This is a genomic window from Deinococcus actinosclerus (genome assembly GCF_001507665.1).
GTDB lineage: Bacteria > Deinococcota > Deinococci > Deinococcales > Deinococcaceae > Deinococcus > Deinococcus actinosclerus.
Genome location: NZ_CP013910.1, coordinates 2,892,412 through 2,908,954, shown reverse-complemented (window position 1 = coordinate 2,908,954; position 16,543 = coordinate 2,892,412). Strand labels below are relative to the sequence as shown.

Sequence of the window (16,543 nt, the reverse complement as noted above, 5' to 3'; positions counted from 1 at the left end):
TGTCAGGTTGATCCCTTTGTGACGGGTGCCTGAAGGTCGGCTGAAGGGTGAGTGCAGACTTATACTGGGTTCAACCCATCCCGGTTTCCGGCCCGTTCCCAGTTCGCGAGGTGCGACCATGACGCAGACCCAGCCGCTCCCCACCGACCTCCAGGCGCTGTTCAAGCGTCAGCGCGCGCACCGCTGGACGGCCGCGCAGAGCACCCCGGCGCAGCGGCAGGCGATCCTGCGCCGCCTGCACGACGCGGTCAGGGCCCGCCGCGCGCAGCTGGCCGACGCGCTGCGCGCCGACCTGGGCAAGAGCCGCGCCGAGGCCGAGGTCACCGAACTGCACCCTGTCCTGGAGGAGATCCAGCACGCCATCCGCCGCCTGCCGCGCTGGATGGCCCCCCGCCGCGTGGACACCCCCGTGGTGCTGGCGGGTGCGCGCAGCGAGATCCAGCCGCAGGCGCGCGGCGTCACGCTGGTCCTCAGCCCCTGGAACTACCCCGTGAACCTCGCCCTGGCGCCGCTGGTCGCCAGCCTCGCGGCCGGGAACACCGTCATCCTGAAACCCAGCGAGAAGGCCCCGAACGTGGCCCGCGCGCTGCGCGAGCTGCTGGAGGCCACCTTCGACCCGGCGCTGGTCGCGGTTGTCGAGGGTGACGCGGACACCGCGCGCGCCCTGACCGAACTGCCCTTCGACCACATCTTCTTCACGGGCAGCACCGCCGTCGGGAAGTACGTCATGCGCGCCGCGAGCGCCAACCTGACCAGCGTCACGCTCGAACTGGGCGGCAAGAGTCCCGCCCTGATCGACCGCAGCGCCGACCTCGACCTGAGCGCCGAACGGATCGCGTGGGGCAAGCTGCTCAACGCCGGGCAGACCTGCGTGGCCCCGGACTACGCCCTGGTGCCCGAGGCGCAGCGGGACGCGCTGATCCTGCGCCTGGACGAGGTCATCGCCCGCCGCTACGGCGACCGCGCGTGGCTGCGGGCCGGCCCCGACTACGGCCGCCTGGTGGACGCCGCCAGCGTCGAGCGGCTGCACACCCTGACCCGCCAGAGTGTGCAGATGGGCGCGCGCATCGTGCTGGGCGGCGAGTTCAGCCCCGCCGAGCGCTTCATCTCACCGACCGTCGTGACCGACGTGACGCCCGACATGCCGCTGATGCAGGAGGAACTGTTCGGCCCGGTCCTCCCGGTCCTGACCTACCGCTCGCTGGACGACGCCCTGAACCTGATTCGCCGCCTGGACGCTCCCCTGGCCCTGTACCTGTTCAGCGGCGACGACGCCGTGACCCGCCGCGTGCAGCAGGAGACCACCAGCGGCGGCATGGTCGTGAACGGCACCGTCGTGCACCTCAGCAACCCGCACCTGCCCTTCGGCGGCGTCGGCCCCAGCGGCATGGGCAGCTACCACGGCGAGCACGGCTTCCGCGCCTTCAGCCACGAACGCGCCGTCCTGACCGAACCCGCCCGCAGCCCCGTCCGCTTCCTGTACCCCCCCTACGGCCGCCCCGGTCCCCGCCTGGTCGCGTGGGCGCTGCGCCTGCTTGAACGCCAGAGCGGCCCGCGCGAATGACCGACGCCTGGGCCGACGTGACCGGCGTCGTCACCGCCGGGGGCCGCTCCAGCCGCTTCGGGAGCGACAAGGCCCTCGTGACGTGGCAGGGCCGCACGCTGCTGGCGTGCGCCTGCGCGCCCCTGGAGACCGCCGCCGGACGCCTGATCATCGCCCCGGAAGGGCGGTATCAGGTGCCCGGCTGGCGCGTCACGCCCGACACCCGCCCCGGCGAGGGCCCCCTGGCCGCGCTGGAGGCCGCGCTGCACGCCGCCCCGGACGGCTGGGTGGCCTTCACCGGCGTGGACCTGCCCTGCCTGACCCGCGCGTACTGGGAGACGCTGCTCGCCGCCCGCGCGCCCGGCGTGCTCGGCGTGCAGGCCCTCGACGGGTTGAGGCGCCCCCAGCCGCTCGCCGCGCTGTACCACACCAGCCTGCGCGCCCACGTCACCGGGCTACTCGACGCGGGCGAACGCCGCCTGCGCTTCGCCGTACCGGCTGAGCAGGTCCGCCACGTGTCCGGGCTGGACCCGGCCCTGCTGCGCAACGTGAACACGCCCGCCGACCTGCCCGGCACCCGCTGAACGCTGCTGCTGGACTCTGCGACCCGATGTGCGCTACCCGAAGCGCGCCTTATGCTCCCGCTTCAGGCGGGCGTACTTCACGTTCGCCTCCGCCTCCTCCCACTTCGCCTTGAAAATATGCGCCGACTCGGCCTTCACCGGGTCCTCCGGATCACGGGGCCGCTCGGGACGGCCATGCGCGCCACTCTGGCCCTTCTTGTCCTCCGGGACCGGCCCCTCGTACTTCTTGCCGCCCCGGTGATTCGCGTACCGCCGCGCGCGCGTGAAGCCCATCTGCAGGAACTTCCGGGCCATGTCCGCTCCCACGAAATCCCCCGCCCCCAGGTACGCCAGGAACATCCCGTAGATCGCCTCGCTGCTCTCGCGGGCCACCTCCGGCGTCGCGAAGCGCCAGTGCGGCAGGATCTCGGACTTGTACGGCTGCACCAGCAGAACGCCCTGCTCCCCCACGCCCACCCGGTACAGCTCCGGACGCGCGCGCAGGTCCAGTTCCGCGTAATTCAGGGAGTAATCGAATTTCGGCACCGGTCCTCCTGAGGACGAAAAGGCCACCGGGACGGCCCGGCGGCCTCGCGCCTCTCTCGCTTCGCTCGGCCCTGACGGGCGGGCGTCAGTTCATCCGGTCGTCGTCCATGATCGCCTGGAGCATCCAGCGGATCTTGTCGATGGTCGCCGCGTACCCGTTGTACATGTCGGCGGTCGCGGGATCGTTCGCGTCGTCCACCGTCTGGCTGTCGTCCCGGTAGCCCTTGCCGACGCGGGTCAGGTCGGCCACCAGATCCGCCACCTGCGTGCGGGCGTCACGCACGGTCTCGGTGGGGACCTTCACGGTGCTGAATCGTTCGATGTCGCTCGGCGCGGCAATGGGACTGCCGCCCAGCGCGACCAGCCGCTCGGCCTGCTCGTCGATACCGGGGAAGATCTCCTCGATGAACTCGTCGTACGCGAGGTGCAGGTCGCGGAAGAAGCGGCCACGGATGTCCCAGTGGTACTTCTTGAACTTCAGGTACAGGCTGATCGTCGTGGCGAGGTTGCGCTGCAACGTCTCCGCGACCGTCCCGAACTCGGATTCGGACAGGTAGGCGTGGTCCACGAGCGCGTTGTTCGTGGTGCTCAGGTGCGCCGCGTCGGCCTTCGCGGCGCCGCTGGCCTTGCCGGTCGAGGCCTTGCCGTCACTCGTGGCCTTGGTGTCAGCTTTCTTCGGGGCGGCCTTGCTCTTCTTGGTCATGCGGTCACCGTACCCCCGCGCCCCCACGCCCGCCCATACGGGAAACCTTTACGCTTCCGGGAAGAACACCAGCCGGTTCCCCGCGACCCGCAGGCCCACCTCGCCCCGTTCGAGCAGCTCGGTCAGGTGGGCGCTGACCACCGCGCGGTTCAGCACCACCGCGCCCGCGTTCGTCATCTGCACGCCCAGCGCGTCGCACACGCGGGCCAGCAGGTCATCCACCCCCGCCTCACCTACGCGCACCGCCGCGCGCACCGCGTCCGTCACGCGCTCCAGCGCCGCCAGGTTCGCGGCGACCAGCCCCGGCAGGTCCCCGGTCGGGTCACCGTGCCCCGGCAGGGTCACCTCCACGCCCTCCAGTTCACCCAGCCGCGCCGCCGCCTCCTTCTGAAGCGCCGAATCCTGGCAGAACACCAGCGGATGCTTCGCCAGCGCCCCCGGCCCGAACAGCGCGTCCGCCGCGTACAGTGCGCCGCCCACCCGCACCGCGTACATCAGGCTCGCGTGCCCCGCCACCTCGATCAGTTCCAGGCTCACCCCGCCGATCCGGGTCAGCCCCGGCTCGGGGGCCAGCCGCGCCGGACTGGGCGGCGCGAGCAGGAACTTCGACTGCAACTCCTTCGGGGGCCGCGCGCCGAACAGCCCGATGGGTTCGAGGATCGGGTGCGTGATGATCGCATCCTCCAGCGGCGGCGCGAACACCTTCATCTCCGGAAATTTCTTCAGGATGAACGCGTTCCCCCCGTGATGGTCCGCGTGACTGTGCGTGTTCAGGATCCCGGTCGGCGTCAGGTTCAGCTCGGTCAGGCCGCGCAGCAGTTTCCGGGCGTGCCCGTCGTCCAGCCCGGTATCCACCAGCAGCGCCCCACCCCGCCCGTCCTCCAGCACCAGCGAATTCACCGCGCCCGGCAGGAAGTGAACACCGGGGGCCAGGGGAGACAGGCTGCTCATGCGGGACAGCGTACCCCCGGTGCGCGCGGGCCGGGTGTAGCCTGCGCGGCGTGAGTGCGCCCGTGTCCGTGATTCCGTCTGCGCCGCCGCCCGCGCCGTTCCGGGTGTCGGCGGCGCAGGCGGGACTGATCGCGTCGAACTTCCTGATGTGGGGCGGGTTCTTCGCGGTGATTCCGCTGGTCACCGTGCACTTCAGTGGGCCTGCGGCGGGGGGCGGGCTGGGCTGGAGTGCCGCGAGCGTGGGGCTGGTGCTGGGCCTGCGGCAGCTGACGCAGCAGGGCCTGACGGTGTTCGGCGGGGCGTGGTCGGACCGGCTGGGGCCGAAACCGCTCATCCTGGCGGGGTGCCTGCTGCGCACGGCGGGCTTCGCGTGGATGGGCTTCGCGGACTCGCTGGGCGTGCTGCTCGCGGCGGCGGTGCTGGCCGGGGTGGGCGGCGGGCTGTTCGACGCGCCCAAGAGCGCCGCGATCACGCAGGTCACGCGTGAGGAACACCGCACGCGGATGTTCAGCCTGACCAGCCTGTCCGGGAACGCCGGGATGGTGACGGGGCCGCTGATCGGCGCGGCGCTGCTGGGCCTGGGGTTCCGTTCGGCGGCGCTGGCGGCGGCCAGCGTGTACCTCTTGGCGGCGCTGGTGCTGGCGGTGACGCTCCCGCACCTGCGCCCCCAGCGCGGCGCGGGCCGCAGCCTGGACGGGCTGCGGGTGGCGGCGCTCGATACGCGTTTCCGGCGCTTCACGCTGGTCCTGATCGGGTACTTCATCCTGAGCACGCAGATCAACGTGGCGGTCACCCTGAAGGCCATCGCGCTGGCCGGGACCGGCGCGACCGGCCCGCTGTACGGCCTGTCCGCCGGGATGGCCGTGATCCTCCAGTACCCGCTGCTGCGCGCCGTGGAACGGTACCTGCCGACCCGCACGGCGCTGGTGGTGGCGGTGGCCCTGGTGGGCCTGAGCCTGGGCCTGATGAGCGTCGCGACCACCTTCCCGGCGCTGCTGGCGTGCGTGGCGCTGTACTCGCTGGGCACCATGACCGTGTACCCCACCCAGCAGACCCTGACCGCCCGCTTCGCGCCGCCCGCATTGATCGGCAGTTACTTCGGCTTTTCCGCCATCAGCCTGGGTGTGGGCGGCGCGGTGGGCAGCGTCCTGGGCGGCGCGCTGGTGGACACGGGCGCGCAGCTGGGCTTCCCGGCGCTGCCGTGGGTCACCCTGGCGGCCATCGGCGTGCTGACCGCCCTGGGCCTGCGCTGGGCGCTGCGCGGCCTGGACGAGGCTCCCGCTGACGCAGCCTGATTCCCAGTTTCTTTGAGGAGAATTGGTCAGCGCCGCCGACTGAGGGGTTGCCCGGCTGTCAGTCCCCGATGAAGACCAGCCGCTCGAAGCCGCCGTCCGGATGCGTGTCCGGGAGGCCCTGCGCGGCGGCCTGTTTCAGCTGCGCGAGGGCGGCGGACAGGGCGGGGCCCTCGCCGTAGATGCGCTGGGCGTCGGGCGTCACCTGGAGTTCCAGGCCCCGGCCCTCCCGCGTGGCGCGCAGCACGACGCCGGGACCGGGAACGTGCGTGACCTGCACGTCGGCGGGGAAGGCGGCGAGGTCGATCTGGTGGCGCAGCGTGTCGTCCATGCGGTCATTGTGCCGGAGGGGACGCCATGAGGCCCGCCGGACCGCGCCCCGCCTCCCAATTCCTGCGGCGCTCCGCCCGTATCCTGCGCGGGTGACGCTGTTCGACCCGCCCGCTCCCCTCGCCGAACGCCTGCGGCCCCGCACCGTCGCGGAGGTCGTGGGTCAGACGCACCTGCTCGGCCCCGGCAGGCCGCTCACGCGCGTCCTCCAGTCCGGGCGGCTGGGCAGCCTGATCCTGTGGGGCCCGCCCGGCGTGGGCAAGACCACCCTGGCCCGGCTGCTGGCCGGCGAGGTCGGCGCGCACTTCATCCCGCTCTCGGCGGTCACGGCGGGGGTCAAGGACGTGCGGGAGGCGGTCACGGAAGCCGAACGCCTGCGCGGGCGGGGGCAGAAGACCATCCTCTTCCTCGATGAGATCCACCGTTTCAACAAGGCGCAGCAGGACGCGCTGCTCCCGCACGTCGAATCGGGCCTGCTGACCCTGATCGGCGCGACCACCGAGAACCCCAGCTTCGAGGTGAACCCCGCCCTGCGCTCGCGCGCCCGCACGCTGGTGCTCGAAGCCCTGACGCCGGAGGAGGTGCGCGGCCTGCTGGACCGCGCCCTGACCGACCCGCGCGGCCTGAGCGGCGTGACCGCCGAGCCGGAAGCGCTGGACCTCCTCGCCCGACTCGCCGAGGGGGACGCCCGACGCGCCCTGAGCACCCTGGAAGTCGCCAGCACCCTGAGTAACCCCGTCACGCCCGACGCGATCACCGAGGCGTTCGGGCGGCACCTGCCGCAGATGGACAAGAACGGCGAGGACTTCTACAACCTCATCAGCGCGCTGCACAAGAGCGTGCGCGGCAGCCACGTCGACGGCGCGCTGTACTGGCTGGCCCGCATGGTCGAGGGCGGCGCCGACCCCCTGTACGTCGCGCGGCGCGTGGTCCGCATGGCCGCCGAGGACATCGGCCTCGCCGACCCGCAGGCCCTCCGGCTGTGCATCGCCGCGCGCGACACCGTCGAGTTCCTCGGCAGTCCCGAAGGCGACCTCGCGCTGGCGCAGGCGGTCGTGTACCTCGCCCTGGCCCCCAAGAGCAACTCGGTGTACGTCGCGTGGAAGAACGCCCTGAACGCCGTCCGCGAAGGGGAAAGCCTGCCCATCCCGCTGCATCTGCGCAACGCCCCCACCGCCCTCATGCGCGTTCAGGGCTACGGCAAGGGGTACGCGTACTACTTCGACGACCCCGAAGGCAGCTTCCGGCAGGACTACCTGCCCGACGGCGTACAACTGGGGCTCTACGCCCCCACCGGCGAGGGCTGGGAGGCCCGCGTCGCCGACCGCTGGCGCAAACTCCGGGACGCGCACGGCGAGGGGGGAGCGGAGTAGATTCGCCGACTACACTCGTCTGAGTGAATGTCTCGGATTACGCGCCTCTCTGGGATAGCCGCAGCCGTGAGTGGGTGGTGGCGCGCTTCGCCGATGGTCGTCTGATGCCACTGAATGCCGTCACGGGCGAGAGTTTCGTCGTGATTGAGGACGACCATGTCATGGCCCAGATCGTCGAGCGGATGCTCGGTGTGGGACGCCCTCTCGTGGAGTACGGCGACTGGTGGGCGAAGCAGGCAACGGTCACAGCGGCGCGGCAGACGATAGAAACTCTGCCCCGGCGCGTGTGGCGTCTTCGCACGAGGACGGATCGAGCAACGGGCCAGGAAGCGCAGCTCGTCACGCAGGAGTTACCTGCGCTGCTCGCCGAGTTGAACGCCACGCCGGAGGCTCAAGCCCTCAGACGGGTCGCCCGTCAACTCTGGCGGATGCATGAGCACCTGCTTGAACTGGAACGGCGGAGCGGGTGCGGATAGGCGTTGCTCTGCCGGGACAATCCGGTCCCCCTCACCGGGTACGGTGACCGTACTTCAAGTGCGTGTGGGCGCCCGGTTCCGGGTGGTCCTGGGGGGTCGTGATGCTGGCAGTGCCGGTGGCAGGGCGGGCGTGGGTGCGGCTGAATGCGGAGTGGGTGCTGCCGGGCGTGACGGTGGCGCTGGTGTTCCTGCTGGCGGGGCGGGTCCCGCCGGAGGTGCGGCCCTGGCTGGTGGGGCTGGCCCTGTTCGACCTGACGGTGAGCGCGGCGCTGATCGCGTCCCGCACGCGGTTGCGGGGCGAGCGGCACCCGGAGGCGCTGGCGTGGGTGCTCGTGCGGGGCGTGCTGGTGGCGTGGCTGCTGCTGCCGCTGTCGCGCGGGTGGTGGCCGGTCGCGGTGGCGCTGGGGCTGGTGGGGCTGGGCGTGGTGGCGTTCGGCCTGACGCGGCCCCTCCCGGCGGGCGCGGCGCGGCTGGAGGGCCTGGAGCGGCGGATCGTGTCGTGGTCGCGCGTGACGCCCCGCTCGGGCCTGGGGGCGTGGCTGGCGTGGGAGGGGGCGGTGTGGACGCACCTGCTGGGGCGCGCGCGGGCCGCGTGGCGCGGCGTTCCGGTCGTCCACGGGGGCGGGCGCGGAGTTCATTCCTGCTGGCGGCGCGGGATGAGCGGGCGGCGCTCGTGCACCTGCTCGTGAACGCGCTGGGCGCCCTGTGGTGCGCGGGGCAGCTGCGGGCCCTGCGGGCGTGGGGGGTGGTGCTGGGCGAGCGGCTGCACCTGAACGTGGGCCTGCTCTGGACCGGCAGCGTGGCCCTGAGTGACCTCGCGCAGGTGCAGGCGGGCGCGTCCAGTGACGCGGGCGTGTTGCCTCTGCACCGTCAGGCGCGGGCGAACGTCACCCTGCACTTTGCGCGGCCCGTCACGCTGCACGGCTTCCTGGGGCGGCCACAGGTGACAGGGGCGGTGGACGACCCACGCGCCTTCATGGCGGCACTGGACGCCGCGCGGGCATGAAGGCATGAAAAGCCCCCGCCGCTCCGGGGTGCGGAGGGCGGGGTGGGGGCGGTCCGGCGTCGAGGCCGTGGTCGTGAGGGGTGCGCGGTGCCGGGTGAGGGGTGCAGTGTGCTGGGCGTGCCCGGTGGGGCCGGTCGGTCCGGCGACGCCGCCCCGGCGTCTTCAGGGGTGCAGCGTGTTCCCCGCTGCGGGGTAGGTCTCCGCCCGCGCGGCCGTCCCCGAGCGGCAGTGTGGGCCTATTCGGGCAGGTCCGTCAACCAGTTGGCCTGTTGCAGCTGCGTGTCCAGTTCGCGCCGCGCCTTGGCCAGGGTGTCCACCTGCGCCTGCAGGTCGCGGGCGGGCAGCGCGGAGAGGATGCGGACCTCGCTGTTGCTGTAGCGGGTGGGGCGTTCGCTGGCGGTGGCGGCGGCGCGGCGCAGGACCTTCAGGCGCAGGTCGAGCAGGTCGCGGCGGGTCAGGGCGTCCGTGAGCGTCTCCCCGCCGGGCAGCGTGGCGCTGAGGTTCGCGCGGTGAATGCGCGGCAGGAGGGCCTCGAGCTGCGCGGCGACTTCCATGAACTCGCGTAGCAGCGCCTGGGGGTCCTCGGCGGGCGCCTCGCCTTCCTGTACGAGCAGGTTCTTCACGAGCCGCTCCTCGAGCTGCGCGGCGCGTTTCTGGAGGTCGGCGCGGGTGATCAGGGCCTCGGCGAGTTTCATGCATGCAGGGTAGGGGACGGACATGGGCCACAGGTGCGGCGGGAATTAGGATAAGGCTTTCTAAGCCACTCGGCGCACGGTCATTCCATGCGGGGGCCGCTATGCTCCGTAGGAGATGTCCTTCGATGCCCGCGCCCTGTCCGCCCTTGATTTTCCCCGCGTCCTGTCTGCCCTGGCGGAGCGGAGTGCCACGACGCTGGGTGCCGAGCGCGCCCGGGCCCTGCGCCCCTCGGATGACGCGGGGCGGATCGCGCGGGAACTGGACGAGGTCGAGGACGCGCTGTTCGGCGTGAGCCTCAGCCTGGGCGGCATTCAGGACATCCGTGACCTGCACGCCCGCGCCGGCGAGGGCCGCGTGCTGGCCGGGCAGGAACTGCTGAACGCCGCGTACTCGCTGGACGGCGCGATGACCGTCAAGCGCGCCATCACCGCGAATTCACGCGGGCCGCTGCGGGAACTCGCGGTGGACCTGGGCGACCACAGTGAACTCGTGCGGCGGGTGCTGTCCGCGCTGGACCGCGACGGCGGCGTGCGCGACGACGCCAGTCCGCGCCTGCGGGACCTGCGGAAGCGCATCGAGCCGCTGCGGGGGCGCATCCGCGAGCGGCTGGCGGCCACGCTGGACAAGTGGGCGGACGTGCTGCAGGAACACATCGTCACGATCCGCCGCGACCGCTACGTGCTGCCGGTGCAGGCCAGCCGCGTGGGGCAGGTGCAGGGCATCATCGTGGACGCCTCCGCGACCGGGCAGACGTACTTCGTGGAACCGGCGGCCGTCACGCAGCTGAACAATGAACTCACCCGCCTGATCCTCGACGAGGAGGCCGAGATGCGCCGCATCCTGACGGAACTGTCGGGCCTGCTCGCCTCCGACATGGCCGTGCCCATGACGCTGGCCGTGATCGGCGAGCTGGACCTGATCGCCGCGAAGGCGCGGCTGGCCCGCGACTGGCGCCTGAACCGCCCCGAGCAGGTGGAAGGCGGCTCGTACGACCTGCGCGAGGTGCGCCACCCGCTGATCGAGAATCCGGTGGCGAACGATCTCGCGCTGGGCGAGACGAAACTGCTGCTCATCACCGGGCCGAACATGGGCGGCAAGACCGCGACGATCAAGACGCTGGGCCTCGCGGTGCTGATGCACCAGTGCGGGATGTACGTCGCGGCGGCCAGTGCGCGGCTGCCGGTCGTGCGCGACGTGCTGGTGGACATCGGGGACGAGCAGAGCATCGAGGCGAGCCTGTCCACCTTCGCGTCTCACCTCAAGCACCTGCGGTACGTGCTGCGCCACGCCGCGCCGGACACGCTGGTCCTCGTGGACGAGCTGGGCAGCGGCACCGACCCCAACGAGGGCGCCGCACTCGCCCAGGCGCTGATCGAGTGCCTGCTCACGCAGGACGCGCGCGGCGTGATCACCTCGCACCTCTCGCCGCTGAAACTGTTCGCGCTGGAAACGCCGGGGCTGAAGAACGCCAGCATGGGCTTCAACGTGGACACCCTGGCCCCCACGTACGCCCTGCAGGTGGGGCAGCCGGGCCGCTCGTTCGCACTCGCCATCGCGCAGCGCATGGGGCTCCCGGCCGACGTGCTGGGCCGCGCCGAGGAGCTGCTGGGCCCCGACGCGGGCCTGATGGAACGCATGCTGGAGGGCCTGGAACGCGAGCGGGCCGACCTGCGCGCCCAGCTGGACGCCACGGCGGCCGCCCGGCGCGACGCCGAGGCCGAACTGGGCCGCGTCCGCGCCGAGCGCGAGACCCTCGAAGCCCGCCGGAACGAGATGCTCGCCGAGGCCAGCCAGAAGGCCGAATCCCTGTACGCCGACGCTGTCGAGCGCGTCCGGACGCTGCGGGCCCGCGCGCAGGAGGACAGCGCCCGCCCGCGCGTCATGCAGGAACTGCGCGAGCTGCGCGTCGCCGCGCAGAAGACCCGCCCCGCCCCCGCCCCGCGCGAGGACCGCGGCGACCCCATCCGGGTGGGCAGCAGCGTGGACGTCCCCGCGTACAACGCCAGCGGGCAGGTGCTCGAACTGCGCGGCGACGATCTGGTCGTGCAGCTCGGCGTCATGAAAGTCGGCGTGAAGCGCCGCGACGTGCGCCTCAAGCAGGAAGCCAAGGTCAGCGCCCCTAAGACGCGCGGCCCCCGCTTCACCGGCACCGCGCCCACCGCCGCCCTGAAGGAACTCCAGCTGCGGGGCATGGGTGTCGAGGAGGCCGTCGAGGAACTCCGCACCGCCATCCTCGAGGCCCACGCCCTGAAGGAAACCCCGCTGCGCGTCGTGCACGGCAAGGGCCAGGGTGTCCTGAGGCGCCTGCTGCGCGAGTACCTGAAAAACGACAAGAAGGTCGAGTCCTTCCACGACGCCGAACCCAACCAGGGCGGGCACGGCGTGACCATCGTGAACATCCGCCGCTGACCGGGCGGGGCGGCACTCATGAGGCGGCCTTTGACGACCCTCAGGGTTCACCGTCAGGATGGGCAGGTGCGATTTCCTGCCCCTGCCCGCCTCACGGCCTCTGCCCTGACCGCTCTCGGTCTGACCCTGACCGGCCTGGCGTCCGCCCAGACCGCCCCGCCCGCTCCCGCCGGGGGATTCCAGCTGCCCCCCGACTACTTCGGGCGCTTCGGCAGCACGCAGCTCGTCGCCAGCAGCACCGACGGATTCGGCGTGCGGTACCTGCCCCTGCCCGTCAAGGCCGACCTGCGCCTCACCCTGGTCAAGGCCCCCACGTACACCGATTACGGCCTCAGCGCGCAGCTCGGCAGCCTGAGCGCCGCTGCGGGCGTGTTCTACAACGTCCCCAAGGCCGAACTGACGAACGCCCCCGCCGCCGGGCTCCAGTGGAGCGGGCTGGTGCAGGGCCGCGGGGCCCACTCGCACTTCAGTGTGGGCTACGCCACCCAGGTGGACGGCGGTAAGGTCCGGTTCCTGAACAACGTCGGGATCGCGCAGCAGGGCGCCGTGACCGCGCCCTACACCCAGTCGGAGGTCAGCGCCGGGTACGGCAGGGCCATCGGCGGCGTGAATACCGGGCTGTCCACCACTGCGCGCCTGTACGCATTCCCGGTGCAGGGCAAGGCGCAGGGCAGCGTGGACGTGAACCTGGCCCTGAACGCCCCGCTCGCACAGGGCCTCACGCTGAACGCCTCTCACTTCGAGCGGTTCACGGTCGGGGAGGTCGCCATTGCCGACTTCAACCTGGCGCGCGCCCATTCCACTAGCGGGGACCTCACGTACCGCCTGCCGGGACAGGCGGGCTTCGGGGTGGGTGCCGTGCGCGCCCGCGCTGCCCGGGACTGGACCGGCCGGTACAGCGCGGCGGACGGGGACGTGATGTTCCGCGTGGACGGCCTGCCGGTCCTGATCGGTCCCAGCATCGGGTACGTCGCCTACGATGCCGGGGCCGGCACCAGTTACGTCCGTTACGGCCTGGTGACCCTGCCCCGCTGAGTGCAGGGTGGCCGGGGCCGGATGGACAGGGGACCGCCCCGGCAGCCCCGGCGGGTGATAGCGTCCCGGCGTGACGACTGCCCGCCCCGCCGCCCCGCCGCCGCTCTCGTGGACGCTGCTGGCGGTGGGGGTGGCGGCGTTCTTCACGCTGGGCCTGATCCAGGCGATGTACGGCCCGGCGTTCGGGCTGTTCCAGGCGCGCTTCGGCGTGAGTACCGCGTCGGTGGGCGTGATCGCCAGCGCGCACTTCCTGGGGTCGGCGGTCGCGCCCCCCCTGATGGGGCTGCTGCTGCGCCGCGTGAGCGTGCGGGCCGGAGTGTCCTGGAGCCTGCTGCTGCTGGCGCTGGGCGTGACGGGCGTGGTGTTCGCGCCGCTGTGGCCGCTGGCGGTCGCGTCGGCGTTCCTGGGCGGCTTCGGGCTGGGCGGCGTGAGTGCCTGCCTGAACGCCGCGTACGCGAGCGTGGGGGCGCGCGCCGTGAACCTCGTGAACGCGGTGTTCGGGGTGGGCAGCATGATCGCGCCGCTGCTGGTCGTGGGCCTGGGCCGCGCGGACGGCACGCCGGGCGGACTGGCGGGGCCGTTCCTGGCGGTCGCGGCGCTGTGTGCGGTGACGTTCGTGGTGGGGCGGGTGTGGGGCGTGCCGGGCATCCACGCGCCCGCGCGGGCAGCGGACGCGCCCACTCCGGCGCGCCCCGCCGTGCAGGCGGCGCTGTTCGCGGCGCTGATCGTGTGTTACGTGGGCCTGGAGGCCGGGTACGGCGCGTGGGCGTCACGGTACCTGACCGAGCGGGGACTGCCCGGCGCGGCCCTGACCCTGAGTGCCTTCTGGGCGGCACTGACGGTGGGGCGCGTCCTGACCGGCGTGTTCGCGGGCCGCGTGGGCGCGCCGCGCGTGGTGCTGAGCTGCGGCGCGGCGCTCGTGGCCCTGGCCCTGACCATGTGGGTGCCCGCGCTGGCCCCGCTGGCCGTGATCCTGTCCGGGCTGGCGCTGGCCCCGGTGTTCGGCACGACCCTGGCGTGGCTCTCGCAGGTGCTTAGCGCGCGGCTGGTGCCGCTGCTGCTGGTGGCCGGCTCGCTGGGTGGGGTGCTCTCGCCGTGGCTGCTGGGGCAGGCGTTCGCGCGTTTCGGGGCGGGGGCGGTGCCGGTGACGCTCGCGGTCCTCGCGGCGCTGATGCTGCTGTTTACGGCGCTGGCACGGCGCGGCGCGCGCGCGGCGGCCTGAACCGCCGGGGGCGTGTGAGGGGGGGTTCTAGCAAACCTCGTTGTCAGGGTGGGGGGTGTGTGGCAGAATGCGCGGCGAATTCTCAGCAACCCACGATTCAAGTCCTCGCCGGGTTCGGCCCGGCGGCGCAACGGAGGCTCTAGAGTGGCACAGGCGACCAGACAGGTGAAGCTCACGCGTGAAGGGTTCGAACGGCTCCAGAAGACGCTGGATCAGGAGATGAACCGCCTCGCGGAAGCGACCCGCATCCTGCAGGAGCAGATGGAAACCAACTCGGACACCGAGGACACCGGGCTGGAAGATGCCAAGCGCGAGAAGATGAACATTGAGGCGCGCATCGAGGAACTCGAGGACACCCTGGCGCGCGCCACGATCATCGAGGACCACGAGAACGAGGGCCGCGTGGAACTCGGCGCGATCGTCGTGCTCGCCAACGAGACCACCAAGAAGGACATGAAGGTGCAGGTCGTCAGCGCCGCCGAGGCGACCGTCACCGGCGGCAGCCTGCCCCGCGTCAGCGAGGACAGCCCGGTCGGCAAGGAACTCATGGGCCGCAAGAAAGGGGAGACCTTCGTGGTGAACCTCGACAACGGCAAGCAGATGAAGTACAAGGTCAAGAGCATCGAGTATTGACTCCAGCACTGGGGAGGCAGGTCGCCGCGTGCGGTCTGCCTCCGGCCCGTTCTCTGGCAGGCCGTGAACTGGACGTCGGGTGGGCGCGGCGTGTGGGGCGCGGCCTATACTGGCGGTTATGTCTGATGGTTCCCCCAACCGCCGCGAAGGTCTGCACGAGCAGACCGTCAGCCGCCTGAACAACCTGGACGCGCAGGTGGCCGCGGGTTTCGAGGCCCACCCCTACACGTACCCGCGCACGCATCACGCCCGTGACGTGCTGGCCGCCCACCCGGCCGACACGCACGGTGAGGACGGCGCGCCGAAGTGGGAGGCCGGGCAGGAGTGGCCTGAAGTGCAGTACGCGCTGGCCGGGCGCGTGACCCTGATGCGTCACATGGGCAAGGCGGCCTTCGCGGACCTGACCGACGAGCACGGCAAGATCCAGCTGCACTTCTCCAAGCAGGACACAGAGCATTTCGACCCCACGAAGAAGATCGATCTGGGCGACATCATCGGCGTGCGGGGTTTCCCGTTCGTCACGAAGACCGGGCAGCTGACGCTGCGCGTGACGTCCTGGCAGCCACTGGTCAAGAGCCTGCACCCGCTGCCCAGCAAGTTCCACGGCCTGCAGGACGAGGAACTCCGCGCGCGGCGCCGCTACGTGGACCTGATGATCAACCCCGAGAGCCGGGAGGTGTACCGCACGCGCTCGCGGATGCTGCGCTTCATCCGGAATTTCCTCGACAGCCGCGACTTCATGGAGGTTGAGGGCCCCACGTTGCAGGTCGTCCCTGGTGGCACCGAGGCCAAGCCGTTCAAGACGTTCCACAACGCGCTGGGGCACGAGTTCAGCATGCGCATCAGCCTGGAGCTGTACCTCAAGCGGCTGCTGGTGGGCGGGTTCGAGCGGGTGTACGAGATCGGCCGCAACTACCGCAACGAGGGCATCGACCGGACGCACAACCCGGAATTCACGATGCTGGAAGCGTACTTCGCGTACGGCGACTACAACGACATGATGGTGCTCGTGGAGACGCTGCTGCACGACCTGGTCGTGGACCTGAAGGGCGAGCCGAAACTCACCTATCAGGGCCGTGAACTGGACTTCTCGCTGCCGTTCAAACGGCTGGACTTCGTGACGGCGCTCAAGGAGCAGGCGGGGCTGGACTTCGACCCGCTGGATCTCGTGAAGCTGCGCGAGTGGAGTGACGTGCACCACCCCGAGCACCGCAAGACCCCGGACTACAAGCTGCTGGACAAGCTGGGCGGCGAGTACGTCGAGCCGCTGCTGCAGAACCCGACCTTCCTGACGGATATGCCGCTGGCGATCAGTCCGCTGGTGAAGGTGCACCGTGACCGCGAGGGGCTGGCCGAGCGCGCCGACCTGTACGTGGCGGGTTTCGAGCTGGCGCCGATCTACTCGGAGCTGAACGACGCGCTGGACCAGCGGGAGCGCTTCGAGGCGCAGACGGCCCGCCGGGACGCCGGGGACGACGAGGCGCACGAGCAGGACGAGGACTTCCTGCTGGCGCTGGAGTACGGCATGCCGCCCACCGCCGGGATGGGCATGGGCATGGACCGTCTGGCGATGCTGATGACCGACCGGGATTCCATCCGGGACGTGCTGCTGTTCCCGCTGCTGCGCCCCGAGGGCGCGGGTGCGGGTGCAGAGGACGCGGCGGAAGTCACCGCCGGCTGAACGAATCGGCGTGGGTAAACCGACCGGGGCTGCTGCTCCGGCCGGTTCGTTTGATGTCAACTTAGATCAGTTGTCCAGAAAAGG

Annotated in this window: 17 protein-coding genes; 12 read left to right on the top strand and 5 right to left on the bottom strand. The window is 71.5% G+C overall.

The features are described 5' to 3' along the window. Positions 1 to 118: 118 nt before the first annotated feature. Both AUC44_RS14295 and mobA read left to right on the top strand, forming a co-directional pair. Positions 119 to 1,564: an aldehyde dehydrogenase family protein gene (locus AUC44_RS14295; RefSeq protein WP_062159319.1), complete on the top strand. Its 1,446-nt coding sequence runs from the start codon at positions 119 to 121 to the stop codon at positions 1,562 to 1,564. Next, the gene (gene mobA, locus AUC44_RS14290; protein WP_062159318.1) at positions 1,561 to 2,127 is read left to right on the top strand and encodes a molybdenum cofactor guanylyltransferase; all 567 of its coding nucleotides are present in this window, start codon (positions 1,561 to 1,563) and stop codon (positions 2,125 to 2,127) included. The genes AUC44_RS14295 and mobA overlap by 4 nt, the downstream gene beginning before the upstream one ends. A 33-nt stretch (positions 2,128 to 2,160) precedes the next feature. Here mobA and AUC44_RS14285 read toward each other — a convergent pair whose 3' ends face one another. The 3 genes from AUC44_RS14285 to AUC44_RS14275 form a co-directional block, all read right to left on the bottom strand. Next, positions 2,161 to 2,652 carry a DUF4385 domain-containing protein gene (locus tag AUC44_RS14285; protein WP_062159317.1) on the bottom strand — a complete coding sequence of 164 codons (492 nt, stop codon included), beginning with the start codon at positions 2,650 to 2,652 and terminating at the stop codon, positions 2,161 to 2,163. An 85-nt stretch (positions 2,653 to 2,737) separates the two neighbouring features. Further along, positions 2,738 to 3,355, bottom strand: coding sequence for a Dps family protein (locus tag AUC44_RS14280; RefSeq protein WP_062159316.1), 618 nt, complete (start codon positions 3,353 to 3,355; stop codon positions 2,738 to 2,740). Between the two features lie 48 nt (positions 3,356 to 3,403). Continuing rightward, entirely contained in the window at positions 3,404 to 4,306 is a 903-nt protein-coding gene (locus AUC44_RS14275) for an MBL fold metallo-hydrolase (RefSeq protein WP_062159315.1), read from the bottom strand. Between the two features lie 50 nt (positions 4,307 to 4,356). Here AUC44_RS14275 and AUC44_RS14270 point away from each other — a divergent pair, with 50 nt between their 5' ends. After that, a complete protein-coding gene (locus AUC44_RS14270) occupies positions 4,357 to 5,601 on the top strand; it encodes an MFS transporter (protein WP_062159314.1) in 1,245 nt (414 codons plus the stop codon). A gap of 58 nt (positions 5,602 to 5,659) precedes the next feature. Here the strand turns inward: AUC44_RS14270 and AUC44_RS14265 are convergent, their stop codons facing one another. Continuing rightward, positions 5,660 to 5,929, bottom strand: a complete 270-nt coding sequence (locus tag AUC44_RS14265; RefSeq protein WP_062159313.1) for a hypothetical protein — start codon at positions 5,927 to 5,929, stop codon at positions 5,660 to 5,662. Between the two features lie 91 nt (positions 5,930 to 6,020). Between AUC44_RS14265 and AUC44_RS14260 the strand changes: the two genes are divergently transcribed. The 4 genes from AUC44_RS14260 to AUC44_RS14245 all read left to right on the top strand — a co-directional run bounded on the left by AUC44_RS14260 (position 6,021) and on the right by AUC44_RS14245 (position 8,783). After that, a complete protein-coding gene (locus AUC44_RS14260) occupies positions 6,021 to 7,301 on the top strand; it encodes a replication-associated recombination protein A (protein ID WP_062159312.1) in 1,281 nt (426 codons plus the stop codon). A gap of 23 nt (positions 7,302 to 7,324) precedes the next feature. Further along, positions 7,325 to 7,777, top strand: a complete 453-nt coding sequence (locus AUC44_RS14255) for a hypothetical protein (protein ID WP_062159311.1) — start codon at positions 7,325 to 7,327, stop codon at positions 7,775 to 7,777. A 101-nt stretch (positions 7,778 to 7,878) separates the two neighbouring features. Continuing rightward, entirely contained in the window at positions 7,879 to 8,466 is a 588-nt protein-coding gene (locus tag AUC44_RS14250) for a hypothetical protein (RefSeq protein WP_157445391.1), read from the top strand. Continuing rightward, on the top strand, positions 8,451 to 8,783 hold the full coding sequence (locus tag AUC44_RS14245; RefSeq protein WP_062159309.1) for a hypothetical protein: 333 nt from the start codon (positions 8,451 to 8,453) through the stop codon (positions 8,781 to 8,783). Before AUC44_RS14250 ends, AUC44_RS14245 begins: the two co-directional genes overlap by 16 nt. A gap of 236 nt (positions 8,784 to 9,019) precedes the next feature. On the opposite strand, the gene AUC44_RS14240 is transcribed toward AUC44_RS14245, so the two are convergent. Next, positions 9,020 to 9,478 carry a DIP1984 family protein gene (locus AUC44_RS14240; protein ID WP_062159308.1) on the bottom strand — a complete coding sequence of 153 codons (459 nt, stop codon included), beginning with the start codon at positions 9,476 to 9,478 and terminating at the stop codon, positions 9,020 to 9,022. 115 nt (positions 9,479 to 9,593) lie between these two features. Between AUC44_RS14240 and AUC44_RS14235 the strand changes: the two genes are divergently transcribed. The 5 genes from AUC44_RS14235 to lysS all read left to right on the top strand — a co-directional run bounded on the left by AUC44_RS14235 (position 9,594) and on the right by lysS (position 16,459). Further along, positions 9,594 to 11,888 (top strand): endonuclease MutS2, encoded by a 2,295-nt coding sequence (locus AUC44_RS14235; RefSeq protein ID WP_062159307.1) that lies wholly within the window; start codon positions 9,594 to 9,596, stop codon positions 11,886 to 11,888. Positions 11,889 to 11,954: 66 nt separating this feature from the next. Further along, positions 11,955 to 12,923 (top strand): hypothetical protein, encoded by a 969-nt coding sequence (locus AUC44_RS14230; RefSeq protein WP_062159306.1) that lies wholly within the window; start codon positions 11,955 to 11,957, stop codon positions 12,921 to 12,923. 70 nt (positions 12,924 to 12,993) lie between these two features. Further along, positions 12,994 to 14,145, top strand: coding sequence for an MFS transporter (locus tag AUC44_RS14225; RefSeq protein WP_231724461.1), 1,152 nt, complete (start codon positions 12,994 to 12,996; stop codon positions 14,143 to 14,145). Positions 14,146 to 14,289: 144 nt separating this feature from the next. Continuing rightward, the gene (locus AUC44_RS14220; RefSeq protein WP_062159305.1) at positions 14,290 to 14,778 is read left to right on the top strand and encodes a GreA/GreB family elongation factor; all 489 of its coding nucleotides are present in this window, start codon (positions 14,290 to 14,292) and stop codon (positions 14,776 to 14,778) included. A 118-nt stretch (positions 14,779 to 14,896) separates the two neighbouring features. Further along, a complete protein-coding gene (gene lysS / locus AUC44_RS14215) occupies positions 14,897 to 16,459 on the top strand; it encodes a lysine--tRNA ligase (RefSeq protein WP_062159304.1) in 1,563 nt (520 codons plus the stop codon). Positions 16,460 to 16,543 lie beyond the last annotated feature (84 nt).

Bases quoted from the DNA above. Each gene is read 5' to 3' on its own strand.
- AUC44_RS14295 (WP_062159319.1), top strand. From the start codon at position 119: ATGACGCAGACCCAGCCGCTCCCCACCGACCTCCAGGCGCTGTTCAAG.
- AUC44_RS14280 (WP_062159316.1), bottom strand. From the start codon at position 3,355: ATGACCAAGAAGAGCAAGGCCGCCCCGAAGAAAGCTGACACCAAGGCC.
- lysS (WP_062159304.1), top strand. From the start codon at position 14,897: ATGTCTGATGGTTCCCCCAACCGCCGCGAAGGTCTGCACGAGCAGACC.
- AUC44_RS14235 (WP_062159307.1), top strand. From the start codon at position 9,594: ATGTCCTTCGATGCCCGCGCCCTGTCCGCCCTTGATTTTCCCCGCGTC.
- AUC44_RS14265 (WP_062159313.1), bottom strand. From the start codon at position 5,929: ATGGACGACACGCTGCGCCACCAGATCGACCTCGCCGCCTTCCCCGCC.
- AUC44_RS14240 (WP_062159308.1), bottom strand. From the start codon at position 9,478: ATGAAACTCGCCGAGGCCCTGATCACCCGCGCCGACCTCCAGAAACGC.
- mobA (WP_062159318.1), top strand. From the start codon at position 1,561: ATGACCGACGCCTGGGCCGACGTGACCGGCGTCGTCACCGCCGGGGGC.
- AUC44_RS14250 (WP_157445391.1), top strand. From the start codon at position 7,879: ATGCTGGCAGTGCCGGTGGCAGGGCGGGCGTGGGTGCGGCTGAATGCG.
- AUC44_RS14275 (WP_062159315.1), bottom strand. From the start codon at position 4,306: ATGAGCAGCCTGTCTCCCCTGGCCCCCGGTGTTCACTTCCTGCCGGGC.